Annotated in this window: 17 protein-coding genes and 1 pseudogene; 6 read left to right on the top strand and 12 right to left on the bottom strand. The window is 71.2% G+C overall.

Annotated elements, in window-relative coordinates:
* From AB4Y76_RS19985 to ssd, 3 genes and pseudogenes are all read right to left on the bottom strand, one after another.
* Positions 1-377: pseudogene (locus AB4Y76_RS19985) on the bottom strand (hypothetical protein); the annotation flags it as partial.
* Positions 374-1,525, bottom strand: coding sequence for a TadA family conjugal transfer-associated ATPase (locus tag AB4Y76_RS19980; RefSeq protein WP_441928523.1), 1,152 nt, complete (start codon positions 1,523-1,525; stop codon positions 374-376). The pseudogene AB4Y76_RS19985 and the gene AB4Y76_RS19980, both read right to left, overlap by 4 nt.
* Positions 1,525-2,568 carry a septum site-determining protein Ssd gene (gene ssd / locus AB4Y76_RS19975; RefSeq protein WP_441928521.1) on the bottom strand — a complete coding sequence of 348 codons (1,044 nt, stop codon included), beginning with the start codon at positions 2,566-2,568 and terminating at the stop codon, positions 1,525-1,527. Before ssd ends, AB4Y76_RS19980 begins: the two co-directional genes overlap by 1 nt.
* 127 nt (positions 2,569-2,695) lie before the next feature.
* Here ssd and AB4Y76_RS19970 point away from each other — a divergent pair, with 127 nt between their 5' ends.
* Positions 2,696-3,505: an HAD family hydrolase gene (locus tag AB4Y76_RS19970; RefSeq protein WP_441928519.1), complete on the top strand. Its 810-nt coding sequence runs from the start codon at positions 2,696-2,698 to the stop codon at positions 3,503-3,505.
* Between the two features lie 207 nt (positions 3,506-3,712).
* Here AB4Y76_RS19970 and AB4Y76_RS19965 read toward each other — a convergent pair whose 3' ends face one another.
* From AB4Y76_RS19965 to AB4Y76_RS19955, 3 genes are all read right to left on the bottom strand, one after another.
* Entirely contained in the window at positions 3,713-4,042 is a 330-nt protein-coding gene (locus AB4Y76_RS19965; protein ID WP_441928518.1) for a hypothetical protein, read from the bottom strand.
* A gap of 96 nt (positions 4,043-4,138) precedes the next feature.
* Entirely contained in the window at positions 4,139-4,510 is a 372-nt protein-coding gene (locus AB4Y76_RS19960) for a DUF6984 family protein (RefSeq protein ID WP_441928527.1), read from the bottom strand.
* A 144-nt stretch (positions 4,511-4,654) separates the two neighbouring features.
* Complete coding sequence (locus tag AB4Y76_RS19955; protein WP_441928516.1) at positions 4,655-5,389, bottom strand: oxidoreductase; 735 nt, start codon at positions 5,387-5,389, stop codon at positions 4,655-4,657.
* Positions 5,390-5,422: 33 nt separating this feature from the next.
* On the opposite strand from AB4Y76_RS19955, the gene AB4Y76_RS19950 reads away from it, so the two are divergent.
* Together AB4Y76_RS19950 and acs are read left to right on the top strand one after the other, a co-directional pair.
* On the top strand, positions 5,423-6,334 hold the full coding sequence (locus AB4Y76_RS19950; protein WP_441928514.1) for a class I SAM-dependent methyltransferase: 912 nt from the start codon (positions 5,423-5,425) through the stop codon (positions 6,332-6,334).
* A gap of 122 nt (positions 6,335-6,456) precedes the next feature.
* On the top strand, positions 6,457-8,445 hold the full coding sequence (acs, locus tag AB4Y76_RS19945) for an acetate--CoA ligase (protein WP_441928512.1): 1,989 nt from the start codon (positions 6,457-6,459) through the stop codon (positions 8,443-8,445).
* Between the two features lie 26 nt (positions 8,446-8,471).
* On the opposite strand, the gene AB4Y76_RS19940 is transcribed toward acs, so the two are convergent.
* The gene (locus AB4Y76_RS19940; RefSeq protein WP_441928510.1) at positions 8,472-9,080 is read right to left on the bottom strand and encodes a hypothetical protein; all 609 of its coding nucleotides are present in this window, start codon (positions 9,078-9,080) and stop codon (positions 8,472-8,474) included.
* A gap of 130 nt (positions 9,081-9,210) precedes the next feature.
* Entirely contained in the window at positions 9,211-10,221 is a 1,011-nt protein-coding gene (locus AB4Y76_RS19935; protein ID WP_441928508.1) for a TerC/Alx family metal homeostasis membrane protein, read from the bottom strand.
* A gap of 273 nt (positions 10,222-10,494) precedes the next feature.
* Between AB4Y76_RS19935 and nhaA the strand changes: the two genes are divergently transcribed.
* Positions 10,495-11,697: a Na+/H+ antiporter NhaA gene (gene nhaA, locus AB4Y76_RS19930; RefSeq protein ID WP_441928506.1), complete on the top strand. Its 1,203-nt coding sequence runs from the start codon at positions 10,495-10,497 to the stop codon at positions 11,695-11,697.
* A gap of 48 nt (positions 11,698-11,745) precedes the next feature.
* The gene (locus tag AB4Y76_RS19925) at positions 11,746-12,153 is read left to right on the top strand and encodes a phage holin family protein (protein WP_441928504.1); all 408 of its coding nucleotides are present in this window, start codon (positions 11,746-11,748) and stop codon (positions 12,151-12,153) included.
* Between the two features lie 3 nt (positions 12,154-12,156).
* On the opposite strand, the gene AB4Y76_RS19920 is transcribed toward AB4Y76_RS19925, so the two are convergent.
* Genes AB4Y76_RS19920 through nth form a run of 4 tightly spaced genes read right to left on the bottom strand, consistent with a single transcriptional unit; the run spans position 12,157 to position 15,230 of the window.
* Positions 12,157-13,326: a MarP family serine protease gene (locus AB4Y76_RS19920; RefSeq protein ID WP_441928502.1), complete on the bottom strand. Its 1,170-nt coding sequence runs from the start codon at positions 13,324-13,326 to the stop codon at positions 12,157-12,159.
* Between the two features lie 7 nt (positions 13,327-13,333).
* Complete coding sequence (locus tag AB4Y76_RS19915) at positions 13,334-14,014, bottom strand: NUDIX hydrolase (RefSeq protein WP_441928500.1); 681 nt, start codon at positions 14,012-14,014, stop codon at positions 13,334-13,336.
* Entirely contained in the window at positions 14,011-14,511 is a 501-nt protein-coding gene (locus AB4Y76_RS19910; protein WP_441928498.1) for a TlpA family protein disulfide reductase, read from the bottom strand. Before AB4Y76_RS19910 ends, AB4Y76_RS19915 begins: the two co-directional genes overlap by 4 nt.
* Positions 14,508-15,230, bottom strand: coding sequence for an endonuclease III (nth, locus tag AB4Y76_RS19905; protein ID WP_441928496.1), 723 nt, complete (start codon positions 15,228-15,230; stop codon positions 14,508-14,510). Before nth ends, AB4Y76_RS19910 begins: the two co-directional genes overlap by 4 nt.
* Before the next feature lie 150 nt (positions 15,231-15,380).
* On the opposite strand from nth, the gene AB4Y76_RS19900 reads away from it, so the two are divergent.
* The gene (locus AB4Y76_RS19900) at positions 15,381-16,058 is read left to right on the top strand and encodes a Crp/Fnr family transcriptional regulator (RefSeq protein ID WP_441928494.1); all 678 of its coding nucleotides are present in this window, start codon (positions 15,381-15,383) and stop codon (positions 16,056-16,058) included.
* Positions 16,059-16,095 lie beyond the last annotated feature (37 nt).

Here is a 16,095-nt window from a genome sequence, read left to right as displayed (position 1 = left end):
AGCTCGGCCCACGCGGCGGCCGCCGACTCGAGCGCCGGCACCGGCGGCACGCCGGCCCGGAGGTCGGCAGCGACCGCGTCGCACGCAGCCAGCACCGCGGCGGTCCGCGCGCTCGCCGCGGCGCGTCCACGCCGAGCAGCCGCGCGCCGGACCAGGTCCGCGGCGCTGGCGCCCAGAACCATCCCCAGGAGCGGGCCGTGAGCCGGGAACCCGAGCACGACGACGGCCGCCGCACCGGCTCCGAGCAGACCCACGGTCCGCGGGCCCGGAGCTCCGGTGCGGCGCGGCCTACCCAGCCCGGGAGGGAGGCGTGCCTGCGGCGGGAACCCGAGCGCAACGGCAGCGGCGAGCAGCGCCACGACGACCAGGACCGTCACCGGGCCAACAGCTCCTCGAGCCGGCCGAGCCCCGGCCCGGCCTCGACCGCGAGATCCACGCCGAACCGCAACGCCGGAAGGATCCGGACGTCACCGCCCTCGCGGACCAGCACGCCGATCTCCCGGACCCGGCGGGTGCCTCCGCGTCGCCGATGGAGGTGCACCACCGCTTCGACCGCCGACGCCAGCTGGCTGGCAGCCGCGGCCCGGGACAGGCCGGCCGCGGTGGCGAGGCTCTCGATCCGGGCCGGGACGTCGGCGGCGGAGTTGGCGTGCACCGTGCCGCAGCCGCCCTCGTGGCCGGTGTTCATCGCAGCCAGGAGGTCGACGACCTCCGCGCCACGCACCTCGCCGACGACCAGCCGGTCCGGCCGCATCCGCAACGCCTGCCGCACCAGCATGCGCACGGTGATCTCGCCGGCGCCCTCCAGGTTGGGCGGCCGTGCTTCGAGGCCGACGACGTGCGGGTGGGCCGGGCGGAGCTCGCTGGCGTCCTCGACCAGCACCAGCCGGTCGGCGGGATCGACCTCGGCGAGCAGCGCGCTGAGCAGCGTGGTCTTGCCGGTCCCGGTCCCGCCGCTGACCAGGAAGGCCACCCGGCTGCGGACCATCGCGGCCAGCACCTTCCTGCCCTCCGCGCTGATCGCGCCCGCAGCCACGAGGGCGTCGAGGTCGAAGGCGCGGCGGCTCGGGATCCGCAACGACAGCACCGTTCCCGGGCGCGCGACCGGCGCCAGCACGGCGTGGAACCGGGTCCCGTCGGCCAGGCGCAGGTCGGCGTACGGCGCGGAGTCGTCGAGCCGACGGCCGGCACGCGCGGCCAGCCGCTGCGCAAGCCGCCGGACGGCGTCGTCGTCACCGAAGCGCACCCCGGTCTCCTCCAGCCCGCGCCCGCGATCTATCCAGACCTGATCGGGTCCGTTCACCAGGACGTCGGTGACGTCGGGCAGCGCGAGCAGCGGCTCCAACGGTCCGGCACCCTCGACGTCGCGGCGCAGGGCGTCGTGGACGGCCAGCACCTCGGCGTCCCCGACCGGACGGCCCTCGGAGCGCAGCACCCGCGCCACCGTCGCCGGGGTGACCAGCGCACCGTCGCGGGCCAGACGCTCACGGACCGTCCCGATGACGTCCTCCCGCACGCCTGCCATCAGATCTGCGGGCCCAGGATCTCGGCGGCAACGGCGGTAGCCGCTGCACGCAACGGCCCTCGCCGGCCGCTGCCCGGACCGACGCCGAGGCTGAGCACTTCGTCGAGGCCCCGTTGGGCCGGCATCACCGCGGCCACGTCCGGGCCGAGGAACCGAGCCGCCTCGGCCGCGTCGACCCCACCGGGTGCCGTGCGCAGCACCAGCCGGGCCGGGGCGTCGAGCGCCGCTGCGACGCGGGCAGCGGATGCGAGCGCCGGGACGGTGAGCGTGCTGACCAGCACGACCCGGTCGCACCGCGGGAGCAGGTCGTCGGCGAGCGGGTGCGGGTAGCGCGGGAGGTCCACGACCGCGACCGCGAACCCCCGGTGCACCGCGGAAAGCACCTCGCGGACGGCGTACGGGTCCACCCGCTCCGGCCGATCCCACGGCCACGCGAGGACCGCGAGGCCGCCGCGCTCCGGCAACGCCTCCCGCAACGCGCGGGCGCCGAGCCGCCCGGTCGAGGCGAGCACCCCGTCCCAGCGCACGCCCGAGCCGGCCGGGAGCCCGAGCACCTCGTCGACCCCGGCGCCGAGCGGGTCCGCGTCGACGAGCACCGTGCTGGCCCGCTCCGCGCACACCCGGGCGAGTGCGCAGGCGAAGACGGTCGCGCCGACCCCGCCGGCCCCACCGACCACCCCGATCGTCACGGCCGCCGAGACCGCCCCGTCAGCCGCGTCGGTAAGCAGCGCCACCAGCCGGTCCGCGTCCTCCGGCAGCCCGACGACCGAGGTCGCGCCGCACTCCAGCGCCACCCGGTACGACGCGTCGCCGGCCGACCCGGGCACGACCACGTGCACGCCCTCGCGTCGCGGCGGGTCGAGCAGTGCCACCGAACCGGCCTGATCGGCGCCGAGGAGCACCACCGCGGCTCCGGCCCAGGAGCGCAACGCGTCGGTGACGGAGCCGACGACGGACGGGGTCACCCCGGCGGCAGCGGCGAACCGCACCACCTCGGAGGCCAGGCGGTCGTCGGCGCTGACGAGCAGGACGGTCGGGGACATGGCACGACCGTGCCGAGGTGGAACCTTCGTCGGCGACCGCATCGGTCGGACCTGTGCAGAACTCCGCGTCCGAAGGGCCTGGGGGCGTTGACCGACGGTGAGGTCGACGTCTCCCTAGACTGATCGCATGAGCCCAGCCGCTCGCCCGCAAGCCGCGTTCTTCGACCTGGACAAGACGATCATCGCCAGGTCGAGCACCTTCGCATTCTCCAAGGAGTTCCAGGCCGGTGGCCTGATCTCCCGCGGCGCGGTGCTGCGGTCGGCGTACGCGCAGTTCGTCTACCTCGTCGGCGGCGCCGACCACGACCAGATGGAGAAGATGCGGCAGTTCATGTCGCAGCTGTGCGCCGGCTGGGACGTGCAGACCGTGCGCGACATCGTCGCCGACACCCTGCACAACATCGTCGACCCCCTCGTGTACGACGAAGCCGTCGGCCTCATCGAGCAGCACCACGCGGCAGGCCGCGACGTCATCATCGTGTCCACCAGCGGCGCCGAGATGGTCGAGCCGATCGGCGAGATGCTCGGCGCCGACCACGTCGTCGCGACCCGGATGGAGGTCGCCGACGGCAAGTACACCGGCAACATCCGCTTCTACGCCTACGCCGAGAACAAGGCCAAGGCGATCAAGGACCTCGCCCGCAAGCGCGGCTACGACCTCGCCGAGTGCTACGCCTACAGCGACTCCATCACCGACGTGCACATGCTCGAAGCGGTCGGCCACCCGTTCGCGGTGAACCCCGACAAGGACCTCCGCAGGATCGCCCGCGAGCGCGACTGGCCGGTCCTCGTCTTCGAACGGCCGGTCGCGCTCGGCAGCCGGATGAAGCTGCCGCCGGCCAAGCCGACCCTGGCCGCGCTGGCCATCGCAGGTGTCGCGGGCGTCGGCACCGCGGTGTGGATCAGCGCCCGAAAAGCCCGCAAGCACAGCGCCTGAAGGGCTTTTTCCGGAGCAGCCCTCCACATCCCCGCGCACCCACCAGAGGCGTGGAAAGTCAACCCTTGAAACTCGCCCTCGCGCGACGTTAGGTGGGTGCCAACACACCCCGAACAACTCCAGAACCAACACATGGGAACGGAACCCACGCAACGATCCACCCTTCCTACAGGGCGCTTGCAGACCGGGATCTACCCGGGGCAGCAGTTAGAGACGTTGCAGCTTGGTAGCCGGCAACCATGTGTCGAGCGGCATCGAAGACTCACCTTCGGTGCCGCTCATCTGTGTGGGGCGTGACAGCGGTCCGCTGTCACGGAGCGGCGCGGCGAAAGCTCGCAAGCCGATCACGCTCTCGCGCTCCGGATCGAACTCGTCCTCGATCTTCACAGTCGCGGCTTCATGGTCGACCAGGACGTTGAAGGAGCTGAAGGTGAGATACCGCTGGCCAGCGCCAGGCACGTCGATCGCAACGAGAATTTCGTGCCGAACGAGATCGCCGAGCTCGCGGGCCCAGATCTCGTTGAGCAGCGAAAGCAACAACCTGAACGTCCTTCACAGACGACAGCCGGCTGGCTCCGTTATCCGGCTGCGCCGCGCAGTGTGCGGGTGGTGCGGGGATGATCCGGACGACAGCTAATTGACCCAGGGCTCGACTTCGAGCACAGAAGCCTCCGCGGGGGCGACGATGACGGTGCCCGAGTCCTCCCGGTAGACCTCGAGCTCATCGAGCACACCATTGATCACGTGGATGAGCACGTGAACCAGGACGCCGTCAGTGTCAACGTAGGTTGCCTCGACCGGAATGCGCCGAGAAACTTTCGCGGGAGTTGGATCGACCGGACGTAAGCGCAGACTCCCGTCGCGGTCGATGGGTTCCACAAGAGTGCTCGCCAGTTGCCTGCACAGGGCGCCAGCCCCCTGAAAGTTCACACTGAGCAACCGCTTTAACAGGTCTCTCTCCGTTTCAGTGGGCGAACGGAGACCTGTGAATGATTCACGGCACATAGTAAGTCCCAACGTCGTGCGGAGATCCCGGGGTGCCATGTGTTCCTCGCTTCGAGCGCTCGTGAGCGAGGAGAAGTCACACCGGTTGCGACACCCTCGCACTCGGTAGGACGAGGCGGAGGGGCGCTTGCTTACGCAGCCGGCTCAGCGAAGTGGTGAGGCCTCGGTGCCGGTCGAGTACGCCTGCGCGGCGTACAGCAGCCAGGAGTGCAGGCCGTTCCGCCCGCCGACGCGGTAGCCGCGGAGGTTCGACTCGTACTGGGCGCGCAGCGCGAGGTGGCCGGCTTCGGGCACGGTGACCGAGGCGGGGTCGACGCCGCGGGAGACGAGCACGAGGCGCTCGGCGGCGCGGGCGACGATGCCGTTGTGCGAGGCGAAGGGCGCCACGGTCGCGATCTCGGCGTGCACGATCGCGGCGACGAGCAGCGCCGGCACCTGGGTGGTGAGCATCGAGCGGGACAGGCCGCCGAGGCGCTCGGACGCCTCGGCGTTCACCGGGCGGCCGAGGACGTCGTCGCCGACGATTCCAGCGCCGGCCAGCGCGTGCAGCCGGGCGAGGGCCTGCAACGGGGTGCTGTTCATCGTCGGCACCAGGCCGAGCACGCCGGTGCTGACCCGGAGCGCCGCCTGCGCGGTCTCGTCGCCGTCGCCGGCACGGACCTCGTCGAGCGAGGAGGCCGAACCCTCGAGCGCCGCCGAGGCGTGCGCGCCGACCAGCAGGGACTCGGCGGTCTGCTCGGGCCGGGTCTTGCGCAGGCCGCGGTCGCGCAGCAGCGCGTCGATGCCGTCGCGTGCGGCGGCGAATCCGGACGGCACGCCTTCGAGCTCGTTGAGCCAGGCGAGCGGATCGCTCTCGGAAACGCGGGCAGGGTCAGTCACGCAGGCAACGCTATCGGGTACGTTCGGGGCACGATGAGCGAGCATGGCGTCTCCGCCGGGGCGGCCCCCCGCGAGCGGGCCCTCTCCTTCGCCTCCGTGGCCGAGGCGTACGACCGTGCCCGGCCCTCCTACCCCGCCGAAGCCGTTCCCTGGCTGCTCGGAACAGGCCCCGCGACGGTGCTCGAGCTCGGCGCCGGGACCGGCAAGCTGACCGAGCTGCTGCTCGCCGCCGGGCACGAGGTGCTCGCCACCGACCCGCTGCCGGAGATGCTCGCCCTCCTCCGCGGACGCGCCCCCGGCGCCCGCACGGCGGTCGCCACAGCCGAGCGCATCCCGGTCCCGTCGCGCTCGGTCGACGTCGTCGTCTGTGCCGAGTCCTTCCACTGGTTCGACCACGCGGTCGCCCTGCCCGAGATCGCCCGGGTGCTCAAGCCCGGCGGCGTGCTCGCCCTGGTCTGGAACGTCCGCGACGAGGGCATCCCGTGGGTGCGGAAGCTGGGCCGGATCATCGGCTCGGAGATGTCCACCACCGAGCTGGAGGAGCCGGCCGCGCACAGCGAGCACTTCCGCGACCTCGTCGCCGAGGACTTCCGGTTCTGGCAGAGCCTGCGCCGCGACGAGCTCTTCGACCTGGTCCGCTCCCGCTCGTACGTCGCGACGCTGGACGAGCCGACCCGCGACGACGTCCTCGCCCGCGTCGGTGCCCTGTACGACGACTACGGCCGCGGCCCCGACGGGATGCAGCTGCCCTACCTGACCCGGTGCTACCGCGCCGTCGTCGAGCACCAGACCCAGCCGCCGGTCGTGCTCAGCCCGGTGACGACGCACGAGCCCGGCGTCCGTGTCGACGGGGCCGTCCTCACCGACCCGGACGCCACCCAGGCGATCCCGCGGCCGACGGCGCCGCCGGAGGACCCGGGCACCCTGCTCATCGACTTCCGGTAGCAACGCGGCCGCAACGTCGTGGCCGGGAAGATCAACCGGCACCCTCGTCGGCGGGGCCGGTGCGGTCCTAGGCTGGCCGGGGTCGCACCACTCACCCGCAGCACACCGACGAGGAGCGTTCGTTGAGCGAGAACACCGAAGCCCTGGCCAACCTGAGCCACGAGGACCGGCGGTTCCCGCCGCCGGCGGAGTTCGCGGCGAACGCGAACCTGACGGCGGCGGCGTACGAGGAGGCCGCGACGGACCGGCTGGGCTTCTGGGCGAAGCAGGCCGACCGGCTGACCTGGGAGACCCGCTGGGACGAGGTCCTGGACTGGAGCAACGCGCCGTTCGCGAAGTGGTTCGTCGGCGGTCGGCTGAACGCGGCGTACAACGCGGTGGACCGGCACGTGGAGGCCGGCGCCGGGGACAAGGTCGCCTTCCACTGGGTCGGCGAGCCGGCCGAGGACGCCCGCGACATCACCTACGCCCAGCTGAAGGACGAGGTCTGCCAGGCGGCGAACGCGCTGGTCGAGCTGGGCGTGCGGGCCGGCGACCGGGTGGCGATCTACATGCCGATGATCCCCGAGACGGTCGTCGCGATGCTGGCCTGCGCCCGACTGGGCGCACCGCACACGGTGGTCTTCGGCGGCTTCTCCGCCGACGCGCTGGCCAGCCGGATCGAGGACTGCCAGGCCAAGGTCGTCATCACCGCCGACGGCGGCTACCGTCGCGGCGCCGCGAGCGGGCTCAAGCCGGCGGTCGACGAGGCGCGCACGAAGGCTCGCCAGAATGGGATCAGCGTCGAGAAGGTCCTCGTGGTCAGGCGCACCGGGCAGGAGGTCGCCTGGGACGACGCCGTGGACGTGTGGTGGGACGACCTCGTCGGGAAGCAGTCGACCGAGCACGCGTGCGAGTTCTTCGACGCCGAGCACCCGCTCTACGTGATGTACACGAGCGGCTCGACGGGCAAGCCGAAGGGCATCCTGCACACCACCGGCGGCTACCTGGTCGGGGCGGCGTACACGCACTGGGGCGTCTTCGACCTCAAGCCGGAGACCGACGTCTACTGGTGCACCGCCGACGTCGGCTGGGTCACCGGGCACAGCTACATGGTCTACGGACCGCTGATCAACCAGACCACGTCGGTGATCTACGAAGGCGTGCCGGACGCACCCCACAAGGGCCGCTGGTGGGAGATCGTCGAGAAGTACGGCGTCACGATCTTCTACACCGCGCCGACCGCGATCCGGACCTTCATGAAGTGGGGCGACGAGATCCCCGCGAAGCACGACATGTCCTCGCTGCGGCTGCTCGGCTCGGTCGGCGAGCCGATCAACCCGGAGGCCTACGTCTGGTACCGCGAGACCATCGGCGGCGGCCGTACGCCGGTCGTGGACACCTGGTGGCAGACCGAGACCGGCGCGATCATGATCAGCCCGCTCCCGGGCGTCACCGAGGCCAAGCCCGGTTCGGCGATGCGCGCCATCCCGGGCATCGTGGCCGACGTGGTCAACGACGAGGGCGAGTCGGTGCCCGACGGGTCCGGCGGCTACCTGGTGATCCGGGAGCCGTGGCCCTCGATGCTGCGCACCCTGTGGGGCGACGACGAGCGGTTCAAGGACACCTACTGGTCGCGCTGGGAGGGCATGTACTTCGCCGGCGACGGTGCCAAGAAGGACGCGGACGGCGACGTCTGGGTCCTCGGCCGGGTCGACGATGTCATGAACGTCTCCGGCCACCGGCTCTCCACCACCGAGATCGAGTCGGCTCTCGTCAGCCACCCGAAGGTCGCCGAGGCCGCCGTCGTCGGCGCCACCGACGAGACCACCGGCCAGGCGGTCTGCGCCTACGTCATCCTGCGCGAGTCCGCGGGGTTCGAAGCCGGCAGCGACTCCGCTGACCTGGTCAAGGAGCTGCGCGACCACGTGGCGCACGAGATCGGCGCGATCGCGAAGCCGCGGCAGATCATGATCGTCCCGGAGCTGCCGAAGACCCGTTCCGGCAAGATCATGCGCCGCCTGCTCCGCGACGTCGCCGAGAACCGCGAGGTCGGCGACGTCACCACCCTGGCCGACTCGACGGTGATGAACCTGATCGCCGAGGGGGCGAAGGGAAGCTCCGAGGACTAGTCCCGAGCGTCGTCAGACGGCGCTGGTCACCCCTGGCAGACGAGCTGGCCGTAAGGCCCGTCCGTCGATCGGCGCTCGGTCACCTTGCCGTCGACCTTGATGGTGCAGGTGATCGGGTAGCCGCGCGCTCCGGCCTGCATGAAGAGCTGGGCGTAGTCCGGGCTGCCGTACACGGTGGTGGAGAGGTGCCACGACGTGCCGACCTTCTTGGCGACGCCGGTCGGGGTGCGCAGGCTGGTCGGGATGACGTAGCCGACGACGCCGATCGGGGCCTCGGAGGTGACGCTGAGCTCGAGCCGGTGCTTGGGGAGGTACTTGTAGTAGCTGCCGCCCTGGAGACCCGGCAGGTTCATCGTCGAGCCGCCCTGGATCCCGCCGTTGGCGAAGCCCGCGAACCCGGCACCGGCGCCCTTGGGGATGCCGCTGCCGGGTGTGGCCGTCGCCGTCGGGGACGCCGTCGGCGACGGGAGGTCGGTCAGCGGGGTCAGGCTGGGCTGGGCCGGCACACCGAGAGCGTCCGCGGACTGGTCCTCGCTCTTCGGGCTGATCAGCGACCAGACCAGGACGAGGCAGACGAGGGTCACGACCCCGGCGATGATCGCCGACGTCCGCGGGTGGTGGCGGATCCATTCCATGGCCGGTTCAACGACGCAGGCGCTCAACGGTTAGGGCGATTCGCCCGTTTTCTTGTCGAGTTCCGGATCACATCGCGCCCGGCGTGTACCGGAATGCCCGGCTACCGACCGGCTCCGCTCCGGTGCTGTCTCAGTGGCCCCGGGGCCCGGTGGCCTCGTCGCGCTCCTCCGGCGTCATCCGGCTGGACGCGATCAGGCTGATCACGGTCGTGACCACCAGGGTCAGCACGATCACCAGCAGCGACAGCCAGATCGGGATGTCCGGCGCCCAGTCGATGTGCTCGCCGCCGTTGATGAACGGCAGCTCGTTCTCGTGCATCGCGTGCAGGACGAGCTTCACGCCGATGAAGCCGAGCAGGAAGGCCAGGCCGTAGGACAGGTAGATCAGCTTCTCCAGCAGACCGCCGATGAGGAAGTACAGCTGGCGCAGACCCATCAGCGCGAAGATGTTCGCGGTCATCACGATGTACGGCTCGTCGGTGAGGCCGTAGATCGCCGGGATCGAGTCCAGCGCGAACAGCAGGTCCGTCGTGCCGAGCGCCACGACGACGACGAACATCGGCGTGATCAACCGCTTGCCGTTGATCTTCACGAACGCCTTGGTGCCGTGCCACTCCGAGGTCGCGGGCAGCTTGGTCTCCACCCACTTGATCAGGCGGTTCTCCTCGTACTCGTCCTCGTCCTCGCCGCCCTCCCGGGCGAGCTTCACGGCGGTGTAGATGAGGAACAGGCCGAAGAGGTAGAAGACCCAGCTGAACTCGTTGATCGCCGCGGCGCCGACCGCGATGAAGATGCCGCGCATGACCAGGGCGATCCAGATGCCGATGAGCAGCGCCGTCTGCTGGTACTGCCGCGGCACCGCGAACTTGGTCATGATGATGAGGAAGATGAACAGGTTGTCGACCGAGAGCGAGTACTCGGTCAGCCAGCCGGCGAAGAACTCGGTCCCGTACTGGTGGCCGGCCACCACCCAGATGCCGATGCCGAAGGCGATCGCCAGACCGATGTAGACGCTGAGGGCGATGCTCACCTCGCGCCGGCTGGGCTCGTGCGGACGACGTCCGACCACGATGACGTCGAAGAGCAGGATCGCGGTGGTGATGCCGATGGTCAGCCACCAGACGAGGGGGGTCACGTGCATTGTCTTCCTCCGGACATGACATTACGGGACGGGTCGAGTCCGGAGGTCTCTTCCGCCCCGCCGCAGGACCCGGCCGGACCGACGGCCCCGGGGCTGCTGCCCGTGATGACGAGACCGTCGCGAAGGAATACTCCCCTCCAACGTCGTGAAGTCTCCCATCCCAGCGGGCGTCGGCCAACTCGGCACTAGACTGGGACGCGGTGCGCCGGGAAGTCTGGTCGGCATGATCCGACCGACCCCGGACGGACGAGCCGACACCTGGAAGGGACCTCGATGGCCCAGGGACGCCCGCGCACGGTCCGGATCACCGGCGTCCCCGAGGCCGAGCAGCGCGATCTCGGTTTCGTCTCCGCGCTGCTCCGGTCCGAGACGGTCGGCGGCGTGGTGGCCCTGCTCGCGGCGGCTGTCGCCGTCGTGTGGGCGACGCTCGACCACGCCGGGTACGCGGCCGTGCAGCACCACGAGGTCGGCCCGCTCGACCTGGAGCAGTGGGCGGCCGACGGGGCGCTGACCATCTTCTTCTTCCTCGCCGGCCTCGAGCTCAAGCGGGAGCTGGTCGTCGGGTCGCTGCGCCGGCCGGCCGACGCCGCGGTCCCGGTCGCGGCCGCCCTCTGCGGCGTCGCGGTCCCAGCCCTCGTCTTCATCACGATCAACCTGGTCGGCGGCGCCCACGAGAACCTCCGGGGCTGGGCCATCCCAGCCGCCACCGACATCGCGTTCGCGCTCGCGGTGCTGGCAGTCGTCGGGTCCTCACTGCCGAGCCCGCTGCGCGTCTTCCTGCTCACCCTGGCCGTCGTCGACGACTTCGTCGTGATCGTGATCATCGCCCTCGTCTACACCGAAGCAGTCCACCTGGTGCCGCTGCTCGGCGCGGGGATCGCGCTCGCGGCGTACGCGGTGTGCCAACGGCTCCGGGTCCGCACCGCGTTCATCTACCTCCCGCTCGCGGTCCTCGCGTGGTGGCTGGTGCACGAGAGCGGCGTGCACGCCACCATCGCCGGCGTCGCGCTCGGCATGCTCACCCGGGTCCGCCCGGACCCCGGCGAGGAGAGCTCACCCGCCGAGCGCGTGGAGCACCGGGTCGCGCCGATCAGCTCCTCGCTGGCGGTGCCGTTCTTCGCGCTGATGAGCGCCGGGGTGGCGCTCGACGGCAGCACCGGGTTCGGCTCCCCGCTCGTGCTCGGCATCGTGCTCGGCCTCCTGGTCGGCAAGCCCGTCGGGATCCTGCTCGGGTCCTGGCTGGTCACCCGGTTCACCCGGGCCGAGCTCGACGTCGAGGTGGAGTGGCGCGACCTCATCGGCGTCGCGGTCCTGGGCGGCGTCGGCTTCACGGTCTCGCTGCTGGTCGCGGACCTGTCCTTCGCCGACATCCGGGTCGAGGAGGCCAAGACGGCCGTCCTGCTGGGCTCGCTCGCCTCCGCGCTGCTGGCCGGGCTCGTCCTGCGGCGGAGGAACCGCGTGCACCGGGAGACGTGACGATAGGGTTGGCCGAACCAGTACGTCGAGCGCGCGAAGGGAAGCCCCATGGGTCAGGTTGAGCCCCCCGTCCAGGAGGAGCCGACGATCGGCAAGCTGGTCGTCGACGCCATCGACGACTTCAGCGCGCTGGTGCGCAACATGGTCGCGCTGGCCAAGTCCGAGATGAAGGTCAGCGCCAAGACCGGCGGCATCGGCCTCGCGCTGTTCGCGCTCGCCGGCTTCCTGGTGCTGCTGTCGATCGTGATGATCTCGTTCGCGTTCGCGTACTTCATCGTGATGGCCGGCCTCGACCCCGCCTGGGCGTTCCTGATCGTCTTCGGCACGTACCTGTTGATCGCGGTCGTGCTCGGCTTCATCGGCTACCTGAAGGTGCGCAAGGTCCGCGCTCCGGAGAAGACGCTGGCGCAGATGCAGGAGCTGCCCCGCACGCTCCTCAACCAGCACCAGTCCTAGGCACTAGGCGCAGTTGCCGGAGCTGACCTGGTCGGCGGCTTCGAGCCCCCGGGCCGCGGCGCCCGCGACCTGGTCGGCGGTGAGCGCGTAGCCGGTCTGCTTGTCGCTGACCGAGGCCGCGAAGATCACGCCGAGAACCTTGCCGTCGCGCGAGACGAGCGGTCCGCCGGAGTTGCCCGGACGGACCTTGCCGCGGAGCGAGAACACCTCGCGGGTGACGGTGCCGCGGCCGTAGATGTCCGGCGACCGCAGCCGCTGGACCGCCCGGATCCGGGCCGGCTGGGCGTCGAACGGGCCGTCGTTCGGGTAGCCGAGGACAACCGCGGGCTGCTTGGCCCGGCCCCGGGTGTCGAAGTGCACCACCGGGCCGTCGATGTCGATGTCCAGCACGGCGACGTCGATGTCGGAGTTGTAGTAGACGACCTTGGCCGGGACGTTGCGGGTGCCGACCCGGACGTGCGGGTCGGTGACCCCCGCGACCACGTGCGCGTTCGTCATCATCCGGTGCGGGCTGTAGAGGAAGCCGGTGCCCTCGATGCCGTCGCCGCAGCGGTTGTTGCCGCGGATCTTGAACACGCTGAGCTCGGCCTGCTCGACCTCGGGGTCGCGGACCACGTTGCCGGGCGCCGGCTGCACCTCGACGATCCGCTCGGGCGCGAACGGCTCCAGGTAGCGCGGGAAGAAGCTCGACCCGACGACGTTGTCGAAGCCGCGGAGCGCACCCTGCGCCTGGCTCGGCATCACCTCGTTGACCGAGGTGAGCACCTTGGAGTCGCGCACCAGCGGGCCGATCCCCGGGATCCGGGAGCCGCTGACCGCCACGCCCAGCATCCAGGTCACCACCAGGACGGCGACGACGCTGAGCACGGCCCCGCCGACGGCGTCGAGCGCCCGGACGGGCTGCCAGGTGATCTTGTCGCGCACCCGGCTTCCGCCGTACTGGAGGAACGCCTGGCCGAACGACGCGCAGACCAGCACCACGAACAGGGCGGCCAGGGAGACCCAGAGCGAGGGCGCCGCCTCGCCCAGCAGGTGCGGCGTCAGCCAGATGCCGAGCATGCCCCCGAGGACCAGCCCGATCGTCGCGAAGGCGCCGGTGATGAAGCCCTGCCAGTAGCCGGAGAGCGCGTAGGCCGCGGCGATGAGCAGCAGGCACCAGTCGAGTGCGTTCATGTCGGGATCAATCCTCGCGCACGCCGAGCATGTATCCGGGGAGCTCGCGCGTCCTCGTGGCGTCCCACGGGCGGGTCAGGCCCACGTAGTCGAAGAGCTTGTTGATCACGCCGGCGGTGAAACCCCAGAGGATCAGGTCCTTGTCGTCGCCGATCAGGAAGCCCGGGCTGGAGTAGCCGGACGGGTGCGTGACGGTGACCCGGTGGTCCGGGTCGAGCAGCTCGGAGATCGGCGTCCGGTAGACCGCGTGCACCTCGGCCGGGTCGACGACGCCGACCGGCGCGGGCTCTCGCCACCAGGCCAGCACCGGGGTGACCGCGAAGTTGCTGGGCGGCAGCCAGAGCTCGGGCAGGGTGGCCAGCACGTCGACGCCGGCGAGGTCGAGCCCGACCTCCTCCTGGGCCTCGCGCAGGGCGGCCGCGGTCGGCGAAGGGTCGGTCGCGTCGACCGCGCCCCCGGGGAAGGACACCTGCCCGGGGTGCGAGCGCATCGTGTGCGCCCGTTCGGTGAGCAGGATGTCGGCGCCGGCCGGACCCTCGCCGAAGAGCATCAGCACGGCGCCGGGGCGCGCGCCGGCGCCCTCGGGCGGCAGGAACCGCGTGAGGTCCTCGCCGGTCATCGTGCCCGCGGCGTCCCGGATCGGGACCAGCCAGTCGGGGATCTCCTCCGGGGTCTGGGACATCGTCATCCCGCGACCCCCAGGTGATCGGCGACGAGCTTCTCGAGCTGCCGCTCGGACTTGATCTCGACGTACTCGGAGTAGGCGACCTTGCCGTCGGCGTCGACCAGCAGCAGCTTCGGCAGCGCCTGGGCGCGCAGCGCGCCGTCCGGGTCGGCCAGGTTGGGGTACCGGACGCCGGAGTCGGCGATGAGCGCTTGCGCCTTGTCCTGCTTGGTCTCCTGGAAGTTGATGCCCAGGACGCCGACCTTGCCGGCGTGGGAGCGTGCGTAGTCGGCGTAGATCGGCAGCTCGCGCTTGCACGGGCCGCACCAGGACGCCCACAGGTTCACGACGAGCGGGCCCTTGAGGCTGCGCAGGTCGACCGGGGCGGCGCCGTCGAAGCCCTGCAGCGTGACCGCCGGCAGCCGCTTGCTCGCGACGCTCTTCGTCGCGTCGTCGCTGCAGCCGGCCAGCGGCGCGACCAGGAGGACCGCCGAGGCGATCAGGAGGGCGGTACGTCTCATGCCGGGCCCTGCGTCTTGACCAGCTTCGCCGCCGTCTCGGCGTCCGTCGGACCCTCGCCGTACGACGGGCACCAGCGGGCGACCGTGCAGGCGCCGCAGGCCGGCTTCTTGGCGTGGCAGACCCGGCGCCCGTGCCAGATGACGTGGTGGCTGAGCATCGTCCAGTCCCGCTCGGGGAACAGCGCCCCGACGGCGAGCTCGGCCTTCACCGGGTCGGTCTCGTCGGTCCAGCCGAACCGGCGGACCAGCCGGCCGAAGTGGGTGTCGACCGTGATCCCGGGGATGCCGAAGGCGTTCCCGAGGACCACGTTGGCCGTCTTGCGCCCCACGCCCGGGAGGGTGACGAGGTCCTCCAGCCGGGCCGGGACCTCGCCGTCGAAACGCTCCACGAGCGCCGCGGACAGCTTGAGCAGCGACTCGGTCTTGGCCCGGAAGAACCCGAGCGGCCCGACGATCCGCTCCAGGTCCTCGCGCGGGGCCGCGGCCATCGCCTTCGGGTCCGGGTAGGCGGCGAACAGGGTCGGCCGCACCGCGTTGACCCGCCGGTCGGTGGTCTGCGCGCTGAGCACGGTCACGACGAGCAGCTGGAACGGGTCGTCGAAGTCGAGCTCGCACTTCGCGTCCGGGTAGGTCTCGCCCAGGACGCGGTCGATCTTGCGGGCGCGCCGGACCAGCGAGGTGTCAGGGGCAGGGGTCGCTACGGGCACGGTCCGGGGCACGGGAACAGGGTACGGACCGCCACCCACAACGCGCCCGACAGCCCTCCCTGTGGGGGGTCCGTGACGTGGTACGAGGTCATGGGACAGACTGTGACCTGCAACACTGGGGGGTGGACCCGTGAGGGGGACCTCGACCTGGAAGGAATGTCCGTGGACAACGACGTACTGCGTCAGGCACCGCTGTTCGGGGCCCTCGACGACGAGGCGGCCGTCGCGCTGCGCTCGTCGATGACCGAGGCACGCCTGCGGCGCGGGGAGGTGCTCTTCCACGAGGGCGACTCCGGCGACAAGCTCTACCTCGTCACCGACGGCAAGGTGAAGCTCGGCCGCACCTCGACCGACGGCCGCGAGAACCTGCTCGCGATCCTCGGCCCGGGCCAGATGTTCGGCGAGCTCTCGCTGTTCGACCCCGGCCCGCGCTCGGCGACCGTCACCGCCGTCACCGAGACCAACCTCCTGACGCTGTCGCACGACGACCTGATCCGCTGGCTCGAGGGTCGGCCGACGGTCGCCCTCGGCATGCTCGCCCAGATCGCCAGCCGGCTGCGCAAGGCCAACGACGTCAACGCCGACCTGGTGTTCTCCGATGTCCCCGGCCGCGTCGCCAAGGCGCTGCTCGACCTGGCGGACCGCTTCGGTCGCACCGCGGACGACGGCGTGCACGTGCACCACGACCTCACCCAGGAGGAGCTCGCCCAGCTGGTCGGCGCCTCTCGCGAGACGGTCAACAAGGCGCTCGCCGACTTCGCCTCCCGCGGCTGGCTCCGCCTCGAGCCCCGCTCGGTCGTGATCATGGACGTCGAGCGGATGAAGCGCCGCGCCCGTTGAATTGGGGTTTTCGGTTCGTTTAATCGGGGGTTCCGGC

Source organism: Marmoricola sp. RAF53 (assembly GCF_052114005.1).
Lineage (GTDB): Bacteria > Actinomycetota > Actinomycetes > Propionibacteriales > Nocardioidaceae > Marmoricola.
This window is presented reverse-complemented; position numbering and strand designations above follow the sequence as displayed.

What these genes read in the sequence shown, in the direction of transcription:
- AB4Y76_RS19910 (WP_441928498.1), bottom strand. Translation starts at nt 14,511, where the DNA reads ATGAGACGTACCGCCCTCCTGATCGCCTCGGCGGTCCTCCTGGTCGCG.
- AB4Y76_RS19960 (WP_441928527.1), bottom strand. Translation starts at nt 4,510, where the DNA reads ATGTGCCGTGAATCATTCACAGGTCTCCGTTCGCCCACTGAAACGGAG.
- AB4Y76_RS19935 (WP_441928508.1), bottom strand. Translation starts at nt 10,221, where the DNA reads ATGCACGTGACCCCCCTCGTCTGGTGGCTGACCATCGGCATCACCACC.
- AB4Y76_RS19950 (WP_441928514.1), top strand. Translation starts at nt 5,423, where the DNA reads ATGAGCGAGCATGGCGTCTCCGCCGGGGCGGCCCCCCGCGAGCGGGCC.
- AB4Y76_RS19925 (WP_441928504.1), top strand. Translation starts at nt 11,746, where the DNA reads ATGGGTCAGGTTGAGCCCCCCGTCCAGGAGGAGCCGACGATCGGCAAG.
- ssd (WP_441928521.1), bottom strand. Translation starts at nt 2,568, where the DNA reads ATGTCCCCGACCGTCCTGCTCGTCAGCGCCGACGACCGCCTGGCCTCC.
- nhaA (WP_441928506.1), top strand. Translation starts at nt 10,495, where the DNA reads ATGGCCCAGGGACGCCCGCGCACGGTCCGGATCACCGGCGTCCCCGAG.
- AB4Y76_RS19970 (WP_441928519.1), top strand. Translation starts at nt 2,696, where the DNA reads ATGAGCCCAGCCGCTCGCCCGCAAGCCGCGTTCTTCGACCTGGACAAG.
- AB4Y76_RS19980 (WP_441928523.1), bottom strand. Translation starts at nt 1,525, where the DNA reads ATGGCAGGCGTGCGGGAGGACGTCATCGGGACGGTCCGTGAGCGTCTG.
- AB4Y76_RS19915 (WP_441928500.1), bottom strand. Translation starts at nt 14,014, where the DNA reads ATGACGATGTCCCAGACCCCGGAGGAGATCCCCGACTGGCTGGTCCCG.
- AB4Y76_RS19920 (WP_441928502.1), bottom strand. Translation starts at nt 13,326, where the DNA reads ATGAACGCACTCGACTGGTGCCTGCTGCTCATCGCCGCGGCCTACGCG.
- AB4Y76_RS19940 (WP_441928510.1), bottom strand. Translation starts at nt 9,080, where the DNA reads ATGGAATGGATCCGCCACCACCCGCGGACGTCGGCGATCATCGCCGGG.